The organism is Streptomyces sp. L-9-10, from assembly GCF_004151105.1.
Classification (GTDB): domain Bacteria; phylum Actinomycetota; class Actinomycetes; order Streptomycetales; family Streptomycetaceae; genus Streptomyces.
Genome location: NZ_PHRF01000028.1, coordinates 147,249 through 168,816, shown reverse-complemented (window position 1 = coordinate 168,816; position 21,568 = coordinate 147,249). Strand labels below are relative to the sequence as shown.

The window sequence follows — 21,568 nt, the reverse complement described above, 5'->3', positions numbered from 1 at the left end:
CAGCGTCGACAGATCGTTCCCGAACGACGCCGTCTCCGACGTGAACCGGTCACCCGTCAGCTGCATCCCATCACCCGAATCACCCGCGAAACGGATGACCACCCGGTCGACCCTGCGGGTCTCGGCCGCCCTGGTGACACGGGCAGCGCTCTCGCCGCGGTTGGCGATCAACACCTTGCGCACATTGGCTCCTTGATAAGGAACGGGTACGGGGAATTCCTGACGCATTCGCTGAACCGGCCACCGGAAAAGAGGCTAACCAGGGTCGTCTGTCGGCCGATCACCGGCATGCCATTCGGCGAGCCGCGCGGAAGAGAGTTTCCAGTTACCCGGCCATGACTTCGCTCTCGCGATCACCGGACGAAACGGCGTCATTCTTCAAAACCCTCGGTCACCGACCCGAACTCGGGCGTATTGAGTGCCCGATTACTCGGCGATGCCCAGCCCGTTCCATGCGCTCCCGTAGGTTCCCACACAATGAATTATGTGGAGGGTGCGGCATGAACTCTGTACCGACCGACGTGACCGCGCAGCGTGTGCCCGGCGCCGCGCCGGCTCCGCTGCGGGACGTGATGGCACGGTTCGCCACCGGTGTCACGGTGCTGTCCACCGGTGGCGATCACCCGCACGGAATGACCGCGAACGCGTTCACCTCCGTGTCCCTCGACCCGCCGTCCGTGCTGTGCTGCGTCGCCCACGACGCGGTGATGCACAAGGCCATCACCGCGGCGGGATGCTTCGGCATCTCCGTCCTGGGGGCGGAGCAGGAGGGCCTCGCCCGGTTCTTCGCGGACAAGAAACGCCCTTTGGGCGCCGCGCAGTTCGCGGGAATCGACTGGACACCCGGGACGCGCACCGGCGCCCCGTTGCTGTCGGGCGCCCTCGCCTGGCTGGAGTGCGAGTTGACCGACGCGTACGACTCGGGTGATCACTCCGTCTTCATCAGCCGGGTGCTCGACGCCGGCCACGGCGGTCCCCAGGACGGACTGCTGTTCTTCCGGGGCGCGTTCCAGCGTGCCCCGGCGCGCGGCGCGTGACCGAGCACACCGCCTGACGCCGGCAGCCGCCGGAAAACCAACGGAACTCCATTCAGACCACGGTGATTCATCGGGCCGTCGGGAAGACGGCAAGGGAAGGGCAGCCGAGCGTGAAGTCGAGTAACGGTAATTCCGCGGGGAACCGGACGCCGCACGGAGACAAGAAGGCCTTCGCTGTCATCGGAATGTCCTGTCGGCTCCCGATGGCCCCGGATCCCGCTTCGTTCTGGCAGCTGCTGCGCGAGGGCACCGATGCCGTCACCGAGGTACCGGCCGACCGGTGGGAGACCGCGGAGCCACCCGCTCGGACCGGGGTGCGCAGGGGCGGATTCCTCGACGGTATAGGGGAGTTCGACGCCGCCTTCTTCGGGATCTCGCCGCGCGAGGCGTCCGCCATGGATCCGCAGCAGCGTCTGGTGCTCGAACTGGCCTGGGAGGCGTTGGAGGACGCCGGTGTCCTTCCCGCCGCCCTGCGGGAGACCCGGACCTCGGTGTTCGTCGGCACGCTCCGAAACGACTACGAGAGCCTGGTGGGGCAGCACGGCGCCCCCGTGATCACGCAGCACACCATGACCGGTGTCAACCGCGGCGTCATCGCGAACCGGGTCTCCTACCATCTGGGGCTGCGCGGGCCGAGCCTGACGGTCGACACCGCCCAGTCGTCGTCGCTGGTGGCCGTCCATCTGGCGTGCGAGTCGCTGCGTTCCGGCGAGTCGTCCGTGTCGATCGCCGCGGGGGTCAACCTCAATATCCTGAGCGAGAGCGCGCTGACCGAGGAGCGGTTCGGTGGCCTGTCGCCGGACGGCGTCTCCTACACCTTCGACGCCCGCGCCAACGGTTTCGTACGCGGCGAGGGCGGCGGTGTCGTCGTCCTCAAGCCGCTGGCACAGGCCCTGGAGGACGGCGACCGGATCTACGGGGTCATCCGCGGCAGCGCGGTCAACAACGACGGTGCCACGCCCGGTCTGACCGTTCCCAGCGGCGAGGCGCAGCGGTTGTTGCTGCACGAGGCGTACCAGAGGGCGGGCGTCGGCCCGCGTGAGGTCCAGTACGTCGAACTGCACGGTACCGGGACGCCGGTGGGCGACCCCATCGAGGCGGCCGCGCTGGGCACGGTGCTCGGTGCCGCGCGCGGCGGCGATCCGCTGCTGGTCGGCTCGGCGAAGACCAATGTCGGGCATCTGGAGGGCGCGGCCGGCATGGTCGGCCTGCTGAAGGCGCTCCTGAGCATCAGCCGCCGGGAGATACCCGCCAGCCTCCACTTCGAGAACCCCCATCCCGCGATCCCGCTGGACGAGCTCGGGCTGTCGGTGGTGCGCGAACTCACGGGCTGGCCGCACCCCGACCGTCAGCTGGTGGCCGGTGTCAGCTCGTTCGGCATGGGCGGCACCAACGCGCATGTCGTCATCGCCGAGGCCCCTGTCCGGGAGCCTGTGGGAGAGACTCCCCGGGAGGACACCGGCGCTCACGGTCTGGTCCCCTGGGTGATCTCGGGCCGGAGCCCGGAGGCGCTGCGGGCTCAGGCCGCCAGGCTGGGCAGCTCCGACGCGGTGGCCGGCGCCGACCCCGCCGGCGTGGCCTGGTCGCTCCTGACCACCCGTACCGCCTTTGAACACCGGGCCGTCGTTCTCGGCGACGGACCGGACGCGCTGCGTGCGGGTCTCGACGCGCTGGCCTCGGGACAGCCCGCGCAGGGTGTGGTCTCGGGCGCGGTCGACGACGGCACACTCGCTTTCGTCTTCTCGGGCCAGGGCTCGCAGCGGGTCGGGATGGGCCGTGAACTGCGTGCCGCCTTCACTGTGTTCGCCGGCGCCTTCGACACCGTGGCGGCGGCCCTGAACGCACACCTCGACCGGCCGATACAAGAGGTCATCGAAACCGGCGACGGCCTCGATCAGACCGGCTACACGCAGCCCGCGCTCTTCGCGTTCCAAGTAGCCCTCCACCGCCTCGTCGAATCCTTCGGCATCGTCCCCGACCACCTGGCCGGACACTCCATCGGCGAGATCACCGCCGCCCACCTCGCCGGAATCCTCACCCTCGAAGACGCCACCACCCTGGTCACCGCCCGCGCGCGCCTGATGCAGACCCTTCCCCCCACCGGCACCATGATCGCCATCCAGGCCACCGAGCAGCAGATACAACCCCACCTCACCCACAACGTCACCATCGCCGCCATCAACACCCCCCACACCCTCGTCATCTCAGGCGACACGCAGGCAGCCCACACCATCGCCGCCCACTTCCAGGAACAGGGCCACAAGACCAAGACCCTCGCGGTCAGCCACGCCTTCCACTCCCCCCACATGGACGGCATCCTCGACGAGTTCCACGCCGTCGCGGACACACTGACCTACCACGCGCCGACGATTCCCATCATCTCCACCGTGACCGGACTGGCCGCCACCGGCGACGACCTCAGAACCGCCGACTACTGGACCAACCAACTCCGCAACACCGTCCGCTTCCACCACGCCACACAAACCCTCGCCGCCCACGGCGTCACCACCACCCTCGAAATCGGCCCCGACGCCACCCTCACCCCGCTCATCGCCGACACGCTCACCACCGCCGTCCCCGCCCTCCGCAAGAATCACCACGAACCGCACTCCCTCCTCACCGCCCTCGCCACCCTTCACACCCGCGGCACACACCTCAACTGGCACGCCCTCACCCCTCCCGCGGCGGAACGTACGGCCCTCCCGACCTACCCCTTCCAACGCCGGACCTACTGGCTCGGCGGCCGTCCCGCGCCCCGTGCCGCCCTCTCCGACGTCGCCGAGCCGGCCGTCGCCGCCGTACCGCGCGGCGACTTCGGGGCGCGGCCGGCCGCGCTGCCGGGCGCGGAGCACACCCGTGCCGTCACCGACCTGGTGACCACGCACATCGCCGCGGTCCTCGGCTACTCCCCCGGGCAGCGCGTCGATACGCGGCTGCCGTTCACGTCACTCGGTTTCGACTCGCTCATGTCGGTCGAGTTGCGCGATCAGCTGAGCGCCGCCACCGGTCTGCGGCTGCCCGGCGGGCTGCTCTTCGACCACCCCACACCGGCCGCGCTGATCGCGTACACCGAGGCCGAACTCCTCGGTTCGGCGGTCGCCGACGAACAGACCGCGGTCGCGGTCCACGACGACGAGCCCATCGCCATTGTCGGGATGGCCTGCCGCTACCCGGGCGGCGTCACCTCGCCCGAGGAGCTGTGGAAGCTGATCGCGGAGGAGCGCGACGCGATCTCCGGTTTCCCCGGGGATCGCGGCTGGGACGAGGATCTGTACGACCAGGACCCCGAGCGCTCCGGGAAGAGCTCCGTGCGCGAGGGCGGCTTCCTGCACGATGCCGCGCTGTTCGACGCGGGGCTCTTCGGTATCTCGCCTCGTGAGGCGCTCGCCATGGACCCGCAGCAGCGGCTGCTCCTGGAGACGGCCTGGGAGGCTGTCGAGCGGGCCGGTATCGACCCGCTCAGTCTGGGCGGCAGCCGTACCGGCGTCTTCGTCGGCGCGACCGCTCTGGACTACGGGCCGCGGCTGCACGACGCGCCGCCCAGCGTCGAAGGGCATCTGCTCACCGGCAGCACCAGCAGTGTCATGTCCGGCCGGATCGCCTACCAGCTGGGTCTTGTCGGCCCGGCCCTCACGGTGGACACGGCCTGCTCCTCGTCACTGGTGGCCCTGCACATGGCGATCCGTTCGCTGCGCCAGGGCGAGACGACACTCGCGCTCGCGGGCGGGGTCACCGTGATGTCAGCGCCCGGCATGTTCGTCGAGTTCTCGCGGCAGCGGGGGCTCGCCGGGGACGGCCGCAGCAAGTCGTTCTCCGCCGACGCGGACGGTACGTCGTGGGCCGAGGGTGTCGGCCTGCTCCTGGTGGAGAAAGTGTCCGACGCGCGCCGCAACGGGCACCCGGTGCTCGCGGTGCTGCGTGGTTCCGCCGTCAACCAGGACGGCGCGTCCAACGGGCTGACCGCCCCGAACGGGCCCGCGCAGCAGCGGGTGATCCGGCAGGCTCTCGCCGACGCCCGGCTCGCGCCCGCCGACGTCGACGCCGTCGAGGCGCACGGCACCGGCACGCGGCTCGGCGACCCGATCGAGGCGGAGGCGCTGATCGCCACGTACGGCACCGGCCGTGACGACCGGGAGCCCGCGTTCCTCGGCTCGTTGAAGTCGAACATCGGGCACGCCCAGGCCGCGGCGGGTGTCGGCGGCGTCATCAAGATGGTCCAGGCGATCCGGCACGGTGTGCTGCCCAGGACCCTGCATGTGAGCGCGCCCACGCCGCACGTGGACTGGGAGTCGGGCGCGCTGGAGCTGCTCACCGAGGCCCGCCCCTGGCCGGCCACGGGACGGCCGCGCCGTGCGGCCGTCTCCTCCTTCGGCATCAGCGGCACCAACGCCCATGTCATCGTCGAACAGGCGGAGCCCGCCGAACCCGCCATGGCGGCGGAGCACCCGGGCAGTGTGCTGTGGCCGCTGTCCGCCCGTGACGAGGCCGGGCTCCGGGCCCAGGCCCGGCGGCTGCACGGCCATCTGACCGAGCGTCCCGAGCTGCGCCCGGCGGATGTCGGGCTCTCGCTCGCCACCACCCGCGCCACCTGGGACGAGCGGGCCGTCGTGACCGGTGCCTCCGCCGGGGAGCTGCTCGCGGGGCTCGACGCGCTCGCCCAGGGCGTGGCTTCCCCCGGCGTGGTGACCGGCAGCGCCACGCGGGCCGGACGTACCGCGTTCCTGTTCACCGGCCAGGGCGCGCAGCGCGCCGGAATGGGCCGCGAACTGTACGAGAGCAGACCCGGGTTCGCGGCCGCGCTCGACGAGGCCTGTGCCGCGCTCGACCCGTATCTGGACAGGCCGCTGCGCGAGGTGATGTTCGCGGCGGGCGACAGTGTGCTGCACGATACCCGTTACACCCAGCCCGCCCTGTTCGCGCTTGAGGTCGCGCTGTACCGGCTCCTGGAGCACCACGGTCTGAGGCCGGACGCGGTGGCCGGGCACTCCGTGGGCGAGCTGGCGGCCGCGCATGTCGCCGGTGTGTTTCCGCTGGCGGACGCCGCCGCGCTGGTCGCCGCCCGTGGCCGGCTGATGCAGGAGGCCCGCCCGGGTGGCGCGATGATCGCGATCCAGGCCGCGGAGGAGGACGTGCTCCGCACGCTCGAACCGTATGCGGGCCGGCTCGCCGTCGCCGCGGTCAACGGGCCCTCGGCGGTGGTGATCTCAGGTGACAGGGAGTCCGCGGAGGAGGTCGCGGCGCTCTGGGGCAGGCGCGGGCACAAGACGCGTGAGCTCCAGGTCAGCCACGCCTTCCACTCGCCGCACATGGACGGGATCCTCGACGAGTTCCGCGCCGTCGCGGACGGACTGACGTACCGCGCGCCGACGATTCCCGTGGTCTCCACCGTGACCGGACTGGCCGCCACCGGCGACGACCTGATGACCGCCGAGTACTGGGTGCGCCAGATCCGCGAGGCCGTGCGGTTCACCGACGCCACGCGGGTACTGGAGGAGAGCGAGGGTGTCACCGTCTTCATCGAGGTGGGTCCGGACGCCGTCCTGACCGCCATGACGAGCGCCTCCGTCTCTTCGGACGCCACCGCCGTCGCTCTGCTGCGCGCGGACCACGCCGAGGACACCACCCTGCTGGCGGGGCTGGCCCGTGCCCACGCTGTGGGCGCCCGCGTCGACCTGACGTCACTCTTTCCGGGCGCAGGGCATGTGCTGAGTGCCGGGCCTGTTCCGGGCGCCGATCCTGTGCCGGGGGCCAGGCGCGTGGAGCTGCCCACGTACGCCTTCCAGCGCGAGCACTACTGGCTGGCGCCCGAGGTCCGTACGGACGCACGCAGCCTCGGTCTCGATCCGGCACGGCATCCGCTGCTCGCCACATCGGTCGAACTCGCCGACCGCGAGGAGCTGGTGTCCACCAGTCGCCTCTCCTTACGGAGTCACCCGTGGCTGGCCGATCACAGCATCAGCGGAACGGTGCTCGTCCCGGCCACCGGGTTCCTCGAACTCGCCCTGGCGGCAGGCGAACTGGCGGGCGCGGGACAGCTCGCGGAACTCACTCTGGAGGCACCCCTGCCGCTGCCGGAGCGGGGCGCCGTCCGCGTGCAGCTGGCGGTCGCGCCGCCGGACGCCGCCGGTCTGCGCTCGTTCACCGTCCACTCCCGGCCCGACACCGACGACGACGACCTTCAGCCGTGGACCCGGCATGTCTCCGGCGCTCTGGGCGCCGTCCCGGCGGGCGAGGGCGAGGGGCTGCGCCAGTGGCCGCCCGCCGACGCGGTGGCCCGGCCGGTCACGGATCTCTACGAGCGGCTCGCCGACCTGGGATACGAGTACGGGCCGGCCTTCCAGGGCGTGCGCGCCGTGTGGCAGGGCGAGGGCGTCATCTACGCCGAGGTCGCGCTTCCCGCCGATCAGCGCGAGGGCGCCGCGCTGTTCGGCATGCACCCGGCGCTGCTCGATTCCGTCCTGCACCCGCTCGTCCTGCACAGGGCGGACCCCGGCGAACCGGGCCGGATCCAGCTGCCGTTCGCCTGGAGCGGCGTCACACTGCACGCCGCGGGCGCGACCACCCTGCGGGTCCGTATCACCGAATCGGGCCTCGGAACGGTCGCCCTCCACCTCGCCGACAGCACGGGCGCGCCGGTCGCCACCGTCGACTCGCTCACCCTGCGGCCCATCGCCAAGGACGCCATCGCGCCGGCCGGGCGGCATACCGACGCCCTGTTCCGGGTCGACTGGCCCGTCACCGGCCCCGTGGACGGCCCGGCCCCGCGCATCGCCGAGCTGTCGGAGGACCGGCTGCCCGACGCGTACGACGCCGATGTACTGCTCGTACGCCTCGACGAGGCCGCTCCGCACCACCCGTCGGCGGCCCACGAGATGGCCCGTCGCGCTCTGACGCTCTCCCAACTATGGCTGGCCGATGAGCGGTTCGGGGACTCCCGGCTGGTCTTCGTCACCAGGCGGGCCGTCGGTGTGCTGCCCGGCGAGGAGATCCACGGTCTCGCGGCGTCGACGGTGTGGGGTCTGATCCGGTCCGTGCAGTCCGAACATCCCGGCCGCATCGGTCTCGTCGACCTCGATCTCGACGGCTCTCTGCTGACCGCCGCCGTCGCCTCGGGCGAACCGCAGATCGCGGTTCGAGGCACCGGACTGCGGGTGCCCCGGCTGGTACGGGAGCGTGTCGATGCCCCGTCCGAGGCACCCGCGCTCGACCCCGACGGCACCGTCCTGATCACGGGCGGCGTCGGCGGGCTCGGCGGGCTCTTCGCCCGTCATTTGGTCTCCGCCCATGGAGTACGGCATCTGCTGGTGATCAGCCGTCGTGGCCCGGACGCCCCGGGCGCCGCCGACCTGTCCGCGGAGCTGGCGGAGTTGGGCGCCGCGGTCACCATCGTCGCCTGCGACGCGGCGGATCGCGGGGCGCTCGCGGACGTGCTGGAAGGCATCCCGGCCGCGCACCCTCTGACGGCGGTGATCCATACGGCGGGCGTGCTCGACGACGCCACCGTGGAGTCGCTCACCGTCGAGCGATTGGACACGGTGCTGCGCCCCAAGGCCGACGCGGCCTGGCATCTGCATGAGCTGACGAGGAATCAAAAGCTGGCCGCCTTCGTCCTGTTCTCCTCGGTGTCCGGCATCCTCGGCACCGCGGGCCAGGCCAACTACGCCGCCGCCAACACCTACGTGGACGCACTGGCGGCGCACCGCCGCGCCCAGGGCCTGCCGGCGATCTCACTGGCCTGGGGGCTGTGGGACAGCACGCACGGCATGGGCGCCCGGCTCGGCCGGGCCGACCTCGCCCGGTGGACCAGGGCCGGTGTCACCCCGCTCGACCCGGCCACCGGTCTCGCGCTGTTCGACGCGGCGCCGGCGGGCGGGACCGCTCTCGCCGTACCGGCGCGGCTCGTCCCGTCCCGGCTCAGCGGCACCGGTGAACTGCCCGCGACGCTGCGTGGCCTGGTCGGACAGCGTCGTACGGCACGCGCCACAGAGGGTTCCGTGGCCGCCGGGGGCTCGTGGACCCGGCAGATCGCGGGCCTGCCGGCGCAGGACCGTGCGGGCGCCGTGCTCGACCTGGTGCGTACGGTCGTCGCCGGAGTACTCGGTCACGCGAGCGCGGACCGGGTGGAGCCCGAACGCGCCTTCAAGGAAGCCGGGTTCGACTCGCTCGCCAGTGTCGAGCTGCGCAACCGGCTGAACGCCACGACCGGTCTGCGGCTGCCCACGACCGCGGTCTTCGACCATCCGTCGCCCGCCGCGCTCGCCGCCCATCTGCTGTCGCGGGTGTCCGGCACCGGGACGGCCGGGCCCGCCGCGCCGGTCCGCCGGGGTGCCGCGGACGAGCCGATCGCGATCGTCGGAATGGCCTGCCGCTTCCCCGGCGGGGTTCGCTCGCCCGCTGGTCTGTGGCGCCTCGTCGCCGAAGGCACCGACGCCATCGGCGAGTTCCCCACCAACCGGGGCTGGGACCTGGACGCTCTGTACGACCCGGATCCGGACCACCTCCGTACCTCCTACACCCGGCACGGTGGATTCCTGTACGACGCCGACCAGTTCGACCCGGCGTTCTTCGGGATGTCGCCGCGCGAGGCGACCGCCACCGATCCTCAGCAGCGGCTGCTGCTGGAGACCGCCTGGGAGACTTTCGAGAGCGCGGGCCTCGACCCGGCGGTGCTGCGCGGCACCAGCACCGGTGTGTTCACCGGCGCGATGTACGACGACTACGCGTCCCGGCTGGCCAGGAGCCCCGAGGAGTTCGAGGGATTCCTGCTCGCTGGAAACCTCTCCAGCGTGGTGTCCGGGCGCCTCTCGTACACGTACGGCCTGGAAGGACCGGCGGTCACCGTCGACACCGCCTGCTCGTCGTCACTGGTGGCGCTTCACCTGGCGGCGAACGCGCTGCGGCAGGGAGAGTGCGACCTGGCGCTCGCGGGTGGTGTGACCGTCATGTCGGGACCCAACACCTTCGTCGAGTTCTCCCGGCAGCGCGGACTCTCCGAGGACGGCCGCTGCCGGTCCTTCTCCGCCGACGCGGGGGGTACCGGCTGGGCCGAGGGTGTCGGTCTGCTCATGGTGGAGCGGCTCTCCGACGCGCTCCGCAACGGACGCCGGATCCTGGCCGTGGTGCGCGGCACCGCCGTCAACCAGGACGGTGCGTCCAACGGCCTGACCGCGCCCAACGGCCCGTCCCAGGAGCGGGTGATCCGTCAGGCACTCGCCGCCGCGGGGCTCTCCCCCGCCGACGTGGACGCGGTCGAGGCACATGGCACGGGCACCAGCCTCGGCGACCCGATCGAGGCGCAGGCGCTGATCGCCGCCTACGGCCGGGACCGGCCCGCCGGGCAGCCGCTGTATCTCGGCTCACTGAAGTCGAACATCGGCCATGCCCAGGCCGCGGCGGGGGTCGGCGGAGTCATCAAGATGATCGAGGCGATGCGGCACCGGGTGCTGCCCAGGACCCTGCATGCCGAGAACCCGTCGCCGCACATCGACTGGGACGCGGGCGCGGTGGAGCTGCTCACCGACGCGACCCCCTGGCCCGTCACGGGACGGCCGGCCCGCGCGGGGGTGTCGTCCTTCGGCATCAGCGGCACGAACGCACACGTCATTCTGGAGCAGGCACCGGACCAACGGGCCGATGAAGTCGCCGAGTCGACGGACGACGATCCCGCGCCCGGCCCCGGCGTGCTGCCTCTCCTTCTGACCGCGCGGGACGAGGGCGCGCTGCGGGACCAGGCGCGCGGGCTGCACGAGCTGTTGACCTCCGAGCCCGCGCCACGCCCTGTCGACGTCGGCTTCTCTCTCGCCACCACCCGGGCCCGCCTGGAACGGCGCGCCGCCGTTGTCGGCACCGACCGCTCGGAGCTGCTGGCCGGGCTCGAAGCGCTGGCCCGGGGCGAGCAGTCGCCCTCGGTCGTACGGGCCGCCGGGGGCCGACGCGGCCGGACGGCGTTCCTGTTCACCGGGCAGGGCAGCCAGCGCCTCGGCATGGGCCGTGAACTGTACGCGTCGTCACCGGTGTTCGCGTCGGCGCTCGACACGGTGTGCGAGCAGTTGGACACCGAGCTGCTCCGCCCGGTCAAGAGCGTCCTGTTCGCCCGCCGCGACTCGGCGGACGCGGCCCTCATCGACCAGACCGCCTTCACCCAGGCCGCGCTGTTCGCCGTCGAGGTCGCCCTGTTCCGGCTCGCCGAGCACTACGGTCTGACCCCGGACGTACTGCTCGGTCACTCCATCGGCGAGGTCACCGCCGCGCATCTGGCCGGGGTGTTCGACCTCGCCGACGCCTGCGTACTGGTCGCCGAGCGCGGCCGGCTCATGCAGGCGGCCCGCGAGGGCGGCGCGATGGCCGCGCTCCAGGCCGGCGAGGACGAGGTGACGGAGGTACTGGCGGGCTACGACCCCGGGGCCGTCGCCGTCGCGGGGGTCAACGGGCCCCGGGCGACGGTGATCTCGGGTGACGCGAACCTCGTCGACGAGATCGCCGCGCACTGGCGCGCGCGGGGTCGCAAGACCAGACGGCTTCCCGTGAGCCACGCCTTCCACTCGCCGCACATGGACGAGGTCCTCGACGAGTTCCGCGCCATCGCGGCCGGACTGACCTACCACGCACCGAGGATCCCGGTGGTCTCCAACGTCACCGGGGAGCTCGCCACTGCCGAACAGCTCACCTCACCCGACTACTGGGCCACCCACATCCGGGCGGCCGTCCGCTTCCACGACGGCATCCGCTGCCTGGAGGCCCAGGGCGTCACCGAGTACGTGGAACTGGGCCCGGACGGGGTGCTGACCGCGATGGCAGGCGAGTGCCTGGCCGAGGAACCGGGCTCGCTCGTACCGCTGCTGCGCTCCGGCCGGCCGGAGCCCGGCACGGTCGCCACCGCCCTCGGAGTCGCGCTCGTACGGGGCGCGGACGCCGACTGGTCCGCGCTGTATCCGGGGGGACGCCGGACGGACCTGCCCGGTTACGCCTTCCAGCACGGCCGTTACTGGCTGGAGGGACCGGCGGTCGCGGGTGACGCGGCGGACTTCGGTCTGTCCGCCGCCGGGCATCCGCTGCTCGGCGCCGCCGTCAGGACGGCGGACCGCGACGCGTATCTGTTCACCGGGCGCGTCTCGCTCGGCAGCCATCCGTGGCTGGCGGACCACGCCGTGCACGGCTCGGCGCTGCTGCCCGCGACGGCCCTCCTCGATCTGGCGTTCCGGGCGGGCGAGCAGGTGGGCTGCGACCGGGTCGCCGAACTGACTCTCGCGGCGCCGCTGATGCTCCCCGCGCGCGGCGGCGTACAGCTCCAGGTGGTGGCCGGGGAGCCGGACGGCGACGACGCGCGGCCGGTCTCCGTGTACGCACGGCCCGATCAGGAGGGCGACGCACCGGCCTGGACCCTGCACGCCGAGGGCCTGCTCACCAAGGGCGCCGCGGTCCCCGAGACCATCGCGGCATGGCCGCCGACCGGTGCCACCGAGGCGGTCCTGGACGGCGTCTACGACCGGCTGGCCGAGCTGGGCTACGAGTACGGGCCCGCCTTCCAGTGCCTGCGCCGAGTCTGGAAGGACTCCGGCGCGGTGTACGCCGAGGTCGCGCTCGACGCGCGGCAGGGCGGCGAAGCCGGTGCGTTCGGGCTCCATCCGGCGCTCTTCGACGCGGCACTGCACGCGCTGCTGCCCGGAGTCGCCGGGGAGGGAGGCCGCTCGTGGCTGCCGTTCGCCTGGTCGGGGGTGAGTCTGTACGCGTCCGGGGCGACCGTGCTCCGAGTGCGGCTGGCGCTGACGGAGCCGGGCGACGGTTCCCTGGAGGCCGGGCTCACCGTCGTGGACGGAGGCGGCGCACCGGTCGCCGCGGCCGAGTCGCTGCTGTTGCGCCCGCTGCCGAAGGAGGCACTGCGCAAGGCCGCGAACACCGCGGGAGACGGCCTGTTCCGGGTCGCCTGGACCGAGGTGGGAGCCGGCAACGCCCCTGCGGGCACGTCGGGTTGGGCCGTACTCGATTCGGTAGGCGGTGCGGCACCCGGTTCGGCACTCGGTTCGGCACTCGGTTCGGCACTCGGTTCGGCCGAGAGGGACCTGGCGCCGGACGCCCCGCGCCACGCCGGACCGGGCGTGCCGACGGACGGGGTGGTGCCGAAGGTCGTGCTGCTGCCCGCCACCGGGCAGGGCGGCGGGGACGAGACGGCGACGCTGCCCGAGCGCGCCCGTGCCGTGGTGCGGCGGACCCTTCGGTCCGTACGGGCCTGGCTCGCCGACGAGCGGCTCGCCGACTCGAACCTGGTCGTGGTCACCCGGGGCGGGGTGGCGGCCGGCGCCGAGGACGTCACCGACCTGGCGCAAGCGGGAGTCTGGGGCCTGATCAGGTCCGCGCAGACCGAGAACCCCGGCCGGTTCACCCTCGTCGACCTCGGCCCGGACGACGGCACCGAGGCGCTGGCCTCCGCGATCGCCTGCGGTGAACCGCAGGTCGCGGTCCGTGGTGGCACGCTGCTGGCACCGCGACTGACCCGCGCAGACAGCGAAACCGGGACACCGGCACCCCGCTGGGACCAGGGCACCGTGCTGGTCACCGGTGCGACCGGCACCCTGGGCTCCGTTCTCGCCCGTCATCTGGTGACCGAGCACGGCGCACGAAGGCTGCTCCTGCTCAGCAGGCGCGGAATGGACGCCCCCGGGGCTGCGGAGCTGCACGCCGAGCTGGCCGCTCTCGGAGCCGATGTGACGGTGGCCGCGTGTGATGTGACGGATCGCCAGTCCTTGGTGTGGGCACTCGACGGCATCCCGGACGAACACCCGCTGACGGCCGTGGTGCACACGGCGGGCGTCCTGGACGACGGGGTCGCCGGCCGGCTCACCGACGAGCAGCTCGACAAGGTCATGCGGCCCAAGACCGACGCGGCCTGGCATCTGCATGAACTCACCCGGGACATGGGGCTCACCTCGTTCGTCCTGTACTCCTCGGTGGCCGGCCTCATCGGCACCGCGGGCCAGGCCAACTACGCGGCGGGCAATACGTTCCTGGACGCCCTCGCCGCACACCGCCGTGCACACGGCCTGCCCGCGGTCTCCCTGGGCTGGGGCCTGTGGGCCGAGTCCAGCGCCATCTCCGGTGATCTCGACGGGACAGATCTGCGCCGTCTCGCCAAGGTCGGCCTGCTGCCGCTGTCCACCGAGGACGGCATGGCGCTGTTCGACTCGGCGCCCGCCACTGGCGAGGCGGTTCTCGCCGTCAGCAGGCTCGACACCGCCGCCATGCGGGCCCGCGGTCCCGAACTGCCCGTGATTCTGCGGTCGTTGGCAGGGCCGGCCAGGCGCCGGGCCGCGACCGCGGAGCGCGCCGACGACGAGATCCCGCTCACCCAGCGGCTCGCCGGGCTCGGCCCCGTCGAGCGGAAGCGCACCCTGACCGACCTCGTTCGGGGCCGGGTCGCGGCCGTGCTCGGGCACTCCGACCCAGGCGGCGTCGAACCCGACCGCGCGTTCCAGGAGCTGGGATTCGACTCATTGACGGCGGTCGAACTGCGCAATCAACTGGGCCGGGCGACCGGGCTGCGGCTGCCGACCACGCTCATCTTCGACCATCCCTCGCCACAGGCCCTGGCCACCCATCTGCTCGGCGAGCTGGTCGTCGAGGACATCTCACCCGCCGAACCGGTGCTCGCCTCGCTCGCCGGCGTCGAGTCGGCGATCGAGGCCGCGGGGCCGGGCACCGAGGCACGCGACCGGATCGCCGGACGGCTCCGGGAGCTGCTCAAGGCCGCCGAGGCCGCAGCCGGTCCGACGGGCTCGGCGGGTCCGACGGGCTCGGCCGACGGCGGCCGGGACCTCGACACGGCAAGCGATGAGGAACTCTTCGCTCTCGTCGACGAGCTCGACTGATGAACGCGATCAGCGCCAGGCACACGATCACCCTCCGCGCGTCGCGCGGCGCGGCGCATCCGACCGAAGCAAACCACACCGAGGCGAACCCCACCGAGGCACGTGCCCACACCGATCCCCAGGAGCTGAATTCACGTGGCTGACGAGGCGCAACTCCGCGACTACCTCAAGCGGGCCATCGCCGACGCCCGGGAAGCCCGCAAGCGCCTGCACGAGGTGGAGGAGAAGGCACACGAACCCATCGCCATCGTCGCCATGGCCTGCCGCTACCCCGGTGGCGTGACCTCCCCCGAGGACCTGTGGCGGCTGGTGGCCGAGGGCACCGACGCGGTATCGGCGTTCCCCGGCAATCGCGGCTGGGACCTGGAGCGGCTGTACGACCCGGACCCGGAACGCCCCGGGACGTCGTACGCCCGCGAGGGTGGCTTCCTGCACGACGCGGATCTTTTCGACCCCGAGCTGTTCGGGATGTCGCCCCGGGAGGCGCTCGCCGCCGATCCTCAGCAGCGGCTGCTGCTCGAAACCGCCTGGGAGGCCTTCGAGCGGGCCGGTCTGTCCCCGCTCTCCGTCAAGGGCAGCCGTACCGGCGTGTTCACCGGGGTCATGTACAACGACTACGGCTCACGGGCGCATCTGCCGCCCGAGGGCTTCGAGGGCTATCTGTTCAGCGGCAGCGCGGGGTCGATCGCGGCAGGCCGGCTTTCCTACACCTTCGGCCTCGAGGGTCCGTCGGTGTCGATCGACACCGCCTGCTCGTCCTCCCTCGTGGCCCTGCACCTGGCGGCCGGTGCGCTGCGCCGGGGGGAGTGCGACCTCGCCCTGGCGGGCGGCGCCACCGTGATGTCCACACCAGTGGCGTTCACCGAGTTCTCCCGGCTGCGCGGGCTCGCTCCCGACGGACGCAGCAAGTCGTTCTCCGCCGGAGCTGACGGCACAGGCTGGGCCGAGGGGGTCGGTCTGCTGCTGGTGGAGCGGCTTTCCGACGCGCGCCGCAACGGGCACCCGGTGCTCGCGGTGCTGCGCGGCTCCGCCGTCAACCAGGACGGCGCCTCCAACGGACTCACCGCCCCCAACGGCCCCTCGCAGGAACGCGTCATCCGCCAGGCCCTCGCAGACGCCGGCCTCACCCCGCACGACATCGACGCCGTCGAAGCACACGGCACCGGCACCCGCCTCGGCGACCCCATCGAAGCCCAGGCACTCCTCAACACCTACGGCCACAACCGACCCGCCGAGAGCCCCCTCCACCTCGGCTCCCTCAAATCCAACATCGCGCACGCCCAGGCCGCGGCGGGGGTCGGCGGCGTCATCAAGATGGTCCAGGCCATGCACCATGGTGTGCTCCCCAAGACTCTCCACGCCGATGAGCCCTCGCCTCATGTGGACTGGACGTCGGGCGCCGTGGAACTGCTCACCGAGGCCCGCCCGTGGCCCACCAGCGGCCGACCGCGCCGAGCCGCCGTCTCGTCTTTCGGGTTCGGCGGCACCAACGCGCATGTGATCATCGAGCAGGCCGTCGGAGAAGAAGAGGTCGCCCCCGCCGAGGGGTCGGGTGGTCCGGAGGCGGATACGCGGTCCGCGGTGATCGCCTGGCCGATCTCGGGCAAGACTCCGGATGCCCTACGCGCCCAGGCACAACGCCTCTACGAACACCTCACCACCCACCCCACCCTCTCCCCCCACGACATCGGATACACCCTCGCCACCGCCCGCGCCACCCTCGACCACCGCGCCCTCATCACCGGCAACACCACCAACGAACTCCTCACCGGCCTCCAAACCCTCACCCACCACACCCACAACCACACCCACACCCACACCCCCCACCTCACCACCGGACAACCCACCACCGGCCGCCTCGCCCTCATCTTCCCCGGCCAAGGCTCACAACGCACCGGCATGGGCCACCAACTACGGGCCGCCTTCCCCGCGTTCGCCAATGCCTACGACACCGTGACCGCAGCCCTCAACAAACACCTCGACCGACCCATAGAAAAGGTCATCGAAACCGGCGACGGCCTCGATCAGACCGGCTACACGCAGCCCGCGCTCTTCGCGTTCCAAGTAGCCCTCCACCGCCTCGTCGAATCCTTCGGCATCGTCCCCGACCACCTGGCCGGACACTCCATCGGCGAAATCACCGCCGCCCACCTCGCCGGAATCCTCACCCTCGAAGACGCCACCACCCTCGTCACCACCCGCGCCCGCCTCATGCAGACCCTTCCCCCCACCGGCACCATGATCGCCATCCAGGCCACCGAACAACAAATACAACCCCACCTCACCCACAACGTCACCATCGCCGCCATCAACACCCCCCACACCCTCGTCATCTCAGGCGACACACAGACAGCCCACACCATCGCCGCCCACTTCCAACAACACGGCCACAAAACCAAAACCCTCGCCGTCAGCCACGCCTTCCACTCCCCCCACATGGACGGCATCCTCGACGAATTCCACGCCATCGCGGACACACTCACCTACCACACACCCACGATTCCCATCATCTCCACCGTGACCGGACTGGCCGCCACCGGCGACGACCTCAGAACCGCCGACTACTGGACCAACCAACTCCGCAACACCGTCCGCTTCCACCACGCCACACAAACCCTCACCACCCACAACGTCACCACCACCCTCGAAATCGGCGACGCCACCCTCACCCCACTCCTCACCGACACCATCAAACAACCACTCGCACTCCTCCGCCGCGACCAACCCGAACCCCACACCCTCACCACCGCACTCGCCCAACTCCACACCCACGGCACCCCCATCAACTGGGCCACCTACTACACCCCAACCACCACACAACACATCCCACTCCCCACCTACGCCTTCCAGCACCGGCGTTACTGGGTCGACGCCACCGCGACGGCCACGTCCAGCGCGGGGCCCGGACTGCGGGCCAGCGGGCATCCGCTGCTGGGCTCGGCCGTCACCGTCGCCGGTTCCGACCAGGCCCTGTTCACGAACCGCGTGTCGCTGCGCACCCATCCCTGGCTGGCCGCTCACCTGGTCCACGGCCTTGCGTCGATGCCCGCGGCGGCCTTGGTGGAACTCGCCGTACGGGCCGGGGACGAGTTCGGGGCCACGGTCCTGAATGAGTTCACGGTGCACACTCCCCTGGTCGTCCCGGCGAGCGGCGCCCTGCGGTTGCAGACGGGGGTGAGCCCGCTGGACGCTGCGGGCAACCGCACGGTCACCGTGCACAGCCAGACCGAGGACGGACCGTGGACCGAGCATGCGCGCGGCACCCTGGGCGTCGCCGCCGCGGGCACGTCCGTCCAGCAGACCGCCTGGCCGCCCGAGGCTGCCGAGGAGATCACGCCGGATGACCTCGACGCCCCGCTCGAAGCGGCGGGGCTCGGGTACGGACCGCTCTTCCGGGGGACCGTCGCGGCCTGGCGGAGGGACGGCGAGCTGTTCGCGGAGATACGCCTGCCCGAGCCGACGACTGACGACGGATTCACCCTGCACCCGGCCCTCCTCGACGCGGCCGTACGTCCCGCGCTCCTCCATGACGTGGCGAACGGGTCGGCCCCGCACGCCGCACGGTGGCGCGAAGTGCGGCTGTACGCCACCGGGGCCACGGTGCTGCGCGTACGGATCGGTTCCGAGGCGGCCGGGGGTACCCCCGTGTGGATCGCGGACGGGAGCGGGCAGCCCGTCGCGACGATCGGGGCGGTGGCCTCGGGGGCGGTGACCGCCGAGCGGGTCTCGGCGGCGCTGCACCGGCACCAGGACTCACTGTTCCGGATCGGCTGGGAACCCGTCGCCCTGCCCGACGACTCTGCCACGCGGGAACCGGTGTGGGGCGTGCTCGGTGTCGGGCAGCCGGACGCGGAGCACTTCGCGACCCCCGACGAAGCGGGTGCCGCGGTCGCCGCAGGACTGCCCCTGCGTTTCGTGATGTTCCGTCAGGAGTGGTCGTCCGAGATGCCCTTGGCCGACGGGGTGCACCACGTGGCCGAGCGCGTACTCCGCCATGTGCAGCTGTGGCTCGACGACGACCGGCTTGTCAACACCCCCCTCGTCGTGGTGACTTCAGGTGCGGTCCGCGTCGTGGACGACGAGGACGTGACCGATCTGGCAGGGGCCGCCGTGTGGGGTCTGGTGCGATCCGCGCAGTCGGAGCATCCGGGCCGGATCATCCTCTTCGACACCGACACCGACACCGCCCCCCACACCAACGCCGACACCGACACCAACGGGGCCGCTGTGGTCGCGTCCGGCGAGCCGCAGCTCGCTCTGCGTGCCGGACAGGCGTACGTACCCCGGCTGGTCAGGGCCGCGCAGAAGCCCGGAAGCGCCCCGCCGGTCTGGGACCCCCAGGGGACGGTGCTGATCACCGGCGGTACGGGCAGTCTCGGCGCGTTGTTCGCCCGCCATCTCGTGACCGAGCACGGCGTGCGCCGTCTGCTGCTCACCAGCCGCCGTGGCCTCAAGGCCGCCGGTGCGGAGGAGTTGACGGCTTCACTCACCGAGCAGGGCGCCCATGTCACGGTCGCCGCCTGCGACGTGGCCGACCGCGACGCACTCGCCGCGCTCCTCACGACGATCCCCGCAGAACACCCACTGACCGGCGTGGTACACACCGCGGGCGTCCTGGACGACGGCCTGGTGTCCTCCCTCACCCCGGAGCGGCTGCGCCCGGTGCTCCGCCCCAAGGTGGACGCGGCGTGGAATCTGCACGAGCTGACCCGGGACCAGAACCTCGCCGCCTTCATCCTGTTCTCCTCCGTGGCCGCCGTGGTCGGCGGACCCGGTCAGGCCGGCTATGCCGCCGCCAACCAGTTCCTGGACGCCCTGGCACAACACCGGCACGCACAAGGCCTTCCGGCCACCTCCGTCGCGTGGGGGCTGTGGGAGCAGAGCGGTGGCATGAGCGGACATCTCAGCGAGATCGACCTCAGGCGGATCGCCCGCAGTGGGTTCCGTCCCGTTCCCGAGGACCAGGGGCCCGCGCTGCTCGACCTGTCGCTGGCCCTCGGCCGGCCCGACGTGGTGGCGACGCCGGTGGACATGGCGGCTCTGCGCGCCCAGTCCGGCCGGTCCGCGGTGCTCGGCGCGCTGGTACGGGTGCCGGCTCGGCGGGCCGCGCTCGACGGCCCCGAATCGGCGGATTCCCTCGCGGAGCTGGTCGCCGGACTCGACGAGGCGGAGCAGGAGCGCGTGGCCCTCGACGCGGTCCTCGGTCAGATCGCCGCGGTGCTCGGCCACGCGGACACGTCCGCCATCCAGACCGGGCGACCGCTGACCGAGCTGGGCTTCGACTCACTGACCGCCGTGGAGTTGCGCAACCGGCTCAGCGCCCTGACCGGCAGCCGCCAGCCGGCCACCCTCGTCTTCGACCATCCGACGCCGGCCGCGCTCGCCGCGCATCTGCTGGCCGAGGCCGCCGGGGCCGCACAGACCGAGGGCGGCGTGGACTTCGCCGCGGAGATCCGGCTCGCGGACGACATCCGTCCGGCGGCCGAGGTGGTACGGGTGGCGCGCGAACCCCGGGAGATCCTGCTGACCGGCGCCACCGGTTTCCTGGGCGCGTTCCTGCTGCGCGATCTGATGCGGACCACCGGGGCCCGGGTGCACTGCCTGGTCCGCGGCGACGACCGGGCCGAGGCCCTCGCGCGGCTGCGGGCCGGCCTGGAGTGGTACCGGGTGTGGGACTCGGTGCACGAGGACCGGCTCTCGATCGTCCTGGGCGACCTGGGCGAGGAGCGGCTCGGGCTCTCCGAGGAGCGGTTCGACGAGCTGGCCCGGACGGTGGACGTGGTCTACCACAACGGGGCGCGGGTGCACTGGCTCCACCCGTACAGCTCGCTGCGCGCGGCGAATGTCGCGGGCACTCGGGAGGTGCTGCGGCTCGCGGCCCGGCACCGCACGGTCCCGGTGCACTACGTCTCGACCGTGGGTGTCTTCGACGGGGCGCGCGAACCGGGCGTACCGCTGACGGTGACCGATCCGACCGGCCCCGCCGAGGCCCTCCCGAGCGGCTACCTGCAGAGCAAATGGGTGGCGGAGCAGATCATCGAGCTGGCCCGCGAGCGGGGGATGCCGGTCTCGGTGTACCGGGTCGATGTGATCTCCGGCGACACCGAGCACGGCGCCTGCCAGACCCGGGACTTCGTGTGGCTCGGCCTGAAGGGCATTCTGCAGTCGGGCGCGGCCCCGGCCGGCGTGGGCGGTCGGTTCCACCTGCTGCCGGTCGACTACGTGAGCGGGGCGATCCTCGGTGTCTCCCGGCGGCCGGAGTCCGTGGGGCGTACCTTCCATCTGTTCAACCGGAGTTCGCTGAGCCTGGTGCGGTGTGTGGAGTATCTGCGGTCGCTCGGCTACCGGTTGGACGAGCTGGACTGGAACAGCTGGCGCGAGCGGGTGCGGGCGGACCGGGACAACGCGATCCGGCCCCTGCTGCACGCCTTCGAGATGATGACCTCGGACACGGACGCGTTCTATCCGCCGATCGACACCTCGGAGACGGAGACGGCACTGGCGGGCAGCGGCCTCGTATGCCCGCCGCTGACCGCCGAACTCTTCGCCCGTTACGTCGAGTTCTTCGTCGAGGCGGGCCATTTTCCGGCGGCTTCCGGTCATTGAGCCGCCCGAGCAAGGCCGACACATCCGACGCGGACGCACAATTGCCCGCCGCATACCCGTGAA

Annotated in this window: 5 protein-coding genes; 4 read left to right on the top strand and 1 reads right to left on the bottom strand. The window is 72.0% G+C overall.

Annotated elements, in window-relative coordinates; all coding sequences use genetic code 11:
* A partial coding sequence (locus tag CU044_RS08710; RefSeq protein ID WP_129767897.1) for a biotin carboxylase N-terminal domain-containing protein occupies positions 1-183 on the bottom strand: 183 nt, incomplete at its 3' end.
* A gap of 317 nt (positions 184-500) precedes the next feature.
* Between CU044_RS08710 and CU044_RS08705 the strand changes: the two genes are divergently transcribed.
* The 4 genes from CU044_RS08705 (at position 501) to CU044_RS08695 (ending at position 21,505) form a co-directional block, all read left to right on the top strand.
* A complete protein-coding gene (locus CU044_RS08705) occupies positions 501-1,037 on the top strand; it encodes a flavin reductase family protein (protein WP_240045441.1) in 537 nt (178 codons plus the stop codon).
* A gap of 185 nt (positions 1,038-1,222) precedes the next feature.
* Complete coding sequence (locus CU044_RS08700; protein WP_129767896.1) at positions 1,223-14,899, top strand: type I polyketide synthase; 13,677 nt, start codon at positions 1,223-1,225, stop codon at positions 14,897-14,899.
* Positions 14,899-15,042, top strand: a complete 144-nt coding sequence (locus tag CU044_RS38425) for a hypothetical protein (protein WP_165371823.1) — start codon at positions 14,899-14,901, stop codon at positions 15,040-15,042. Before CU044_RS08700 ends, CU044_RS38425 begins: the two co-directional genes overlap by 1 nt.
* The gene (locus tag CU044_RS08695) at positions 15,035-21,505 is read left to right on the top strand and encodes a type I polyketide synthase (protein WP_129767895.1); all 6,471 of its coding nucleotides are present in this window, start codon (positions 15,035-15,037) and stop codon (positions 21,503-21,505) included. The genes CU044_RS38425 and CU044_RS08695 overlap by 8 nt, the downstream gene beginning before the upstream one ends.
* Positions 21,506-21,568 lie beyond the last annotated feature (63 nt).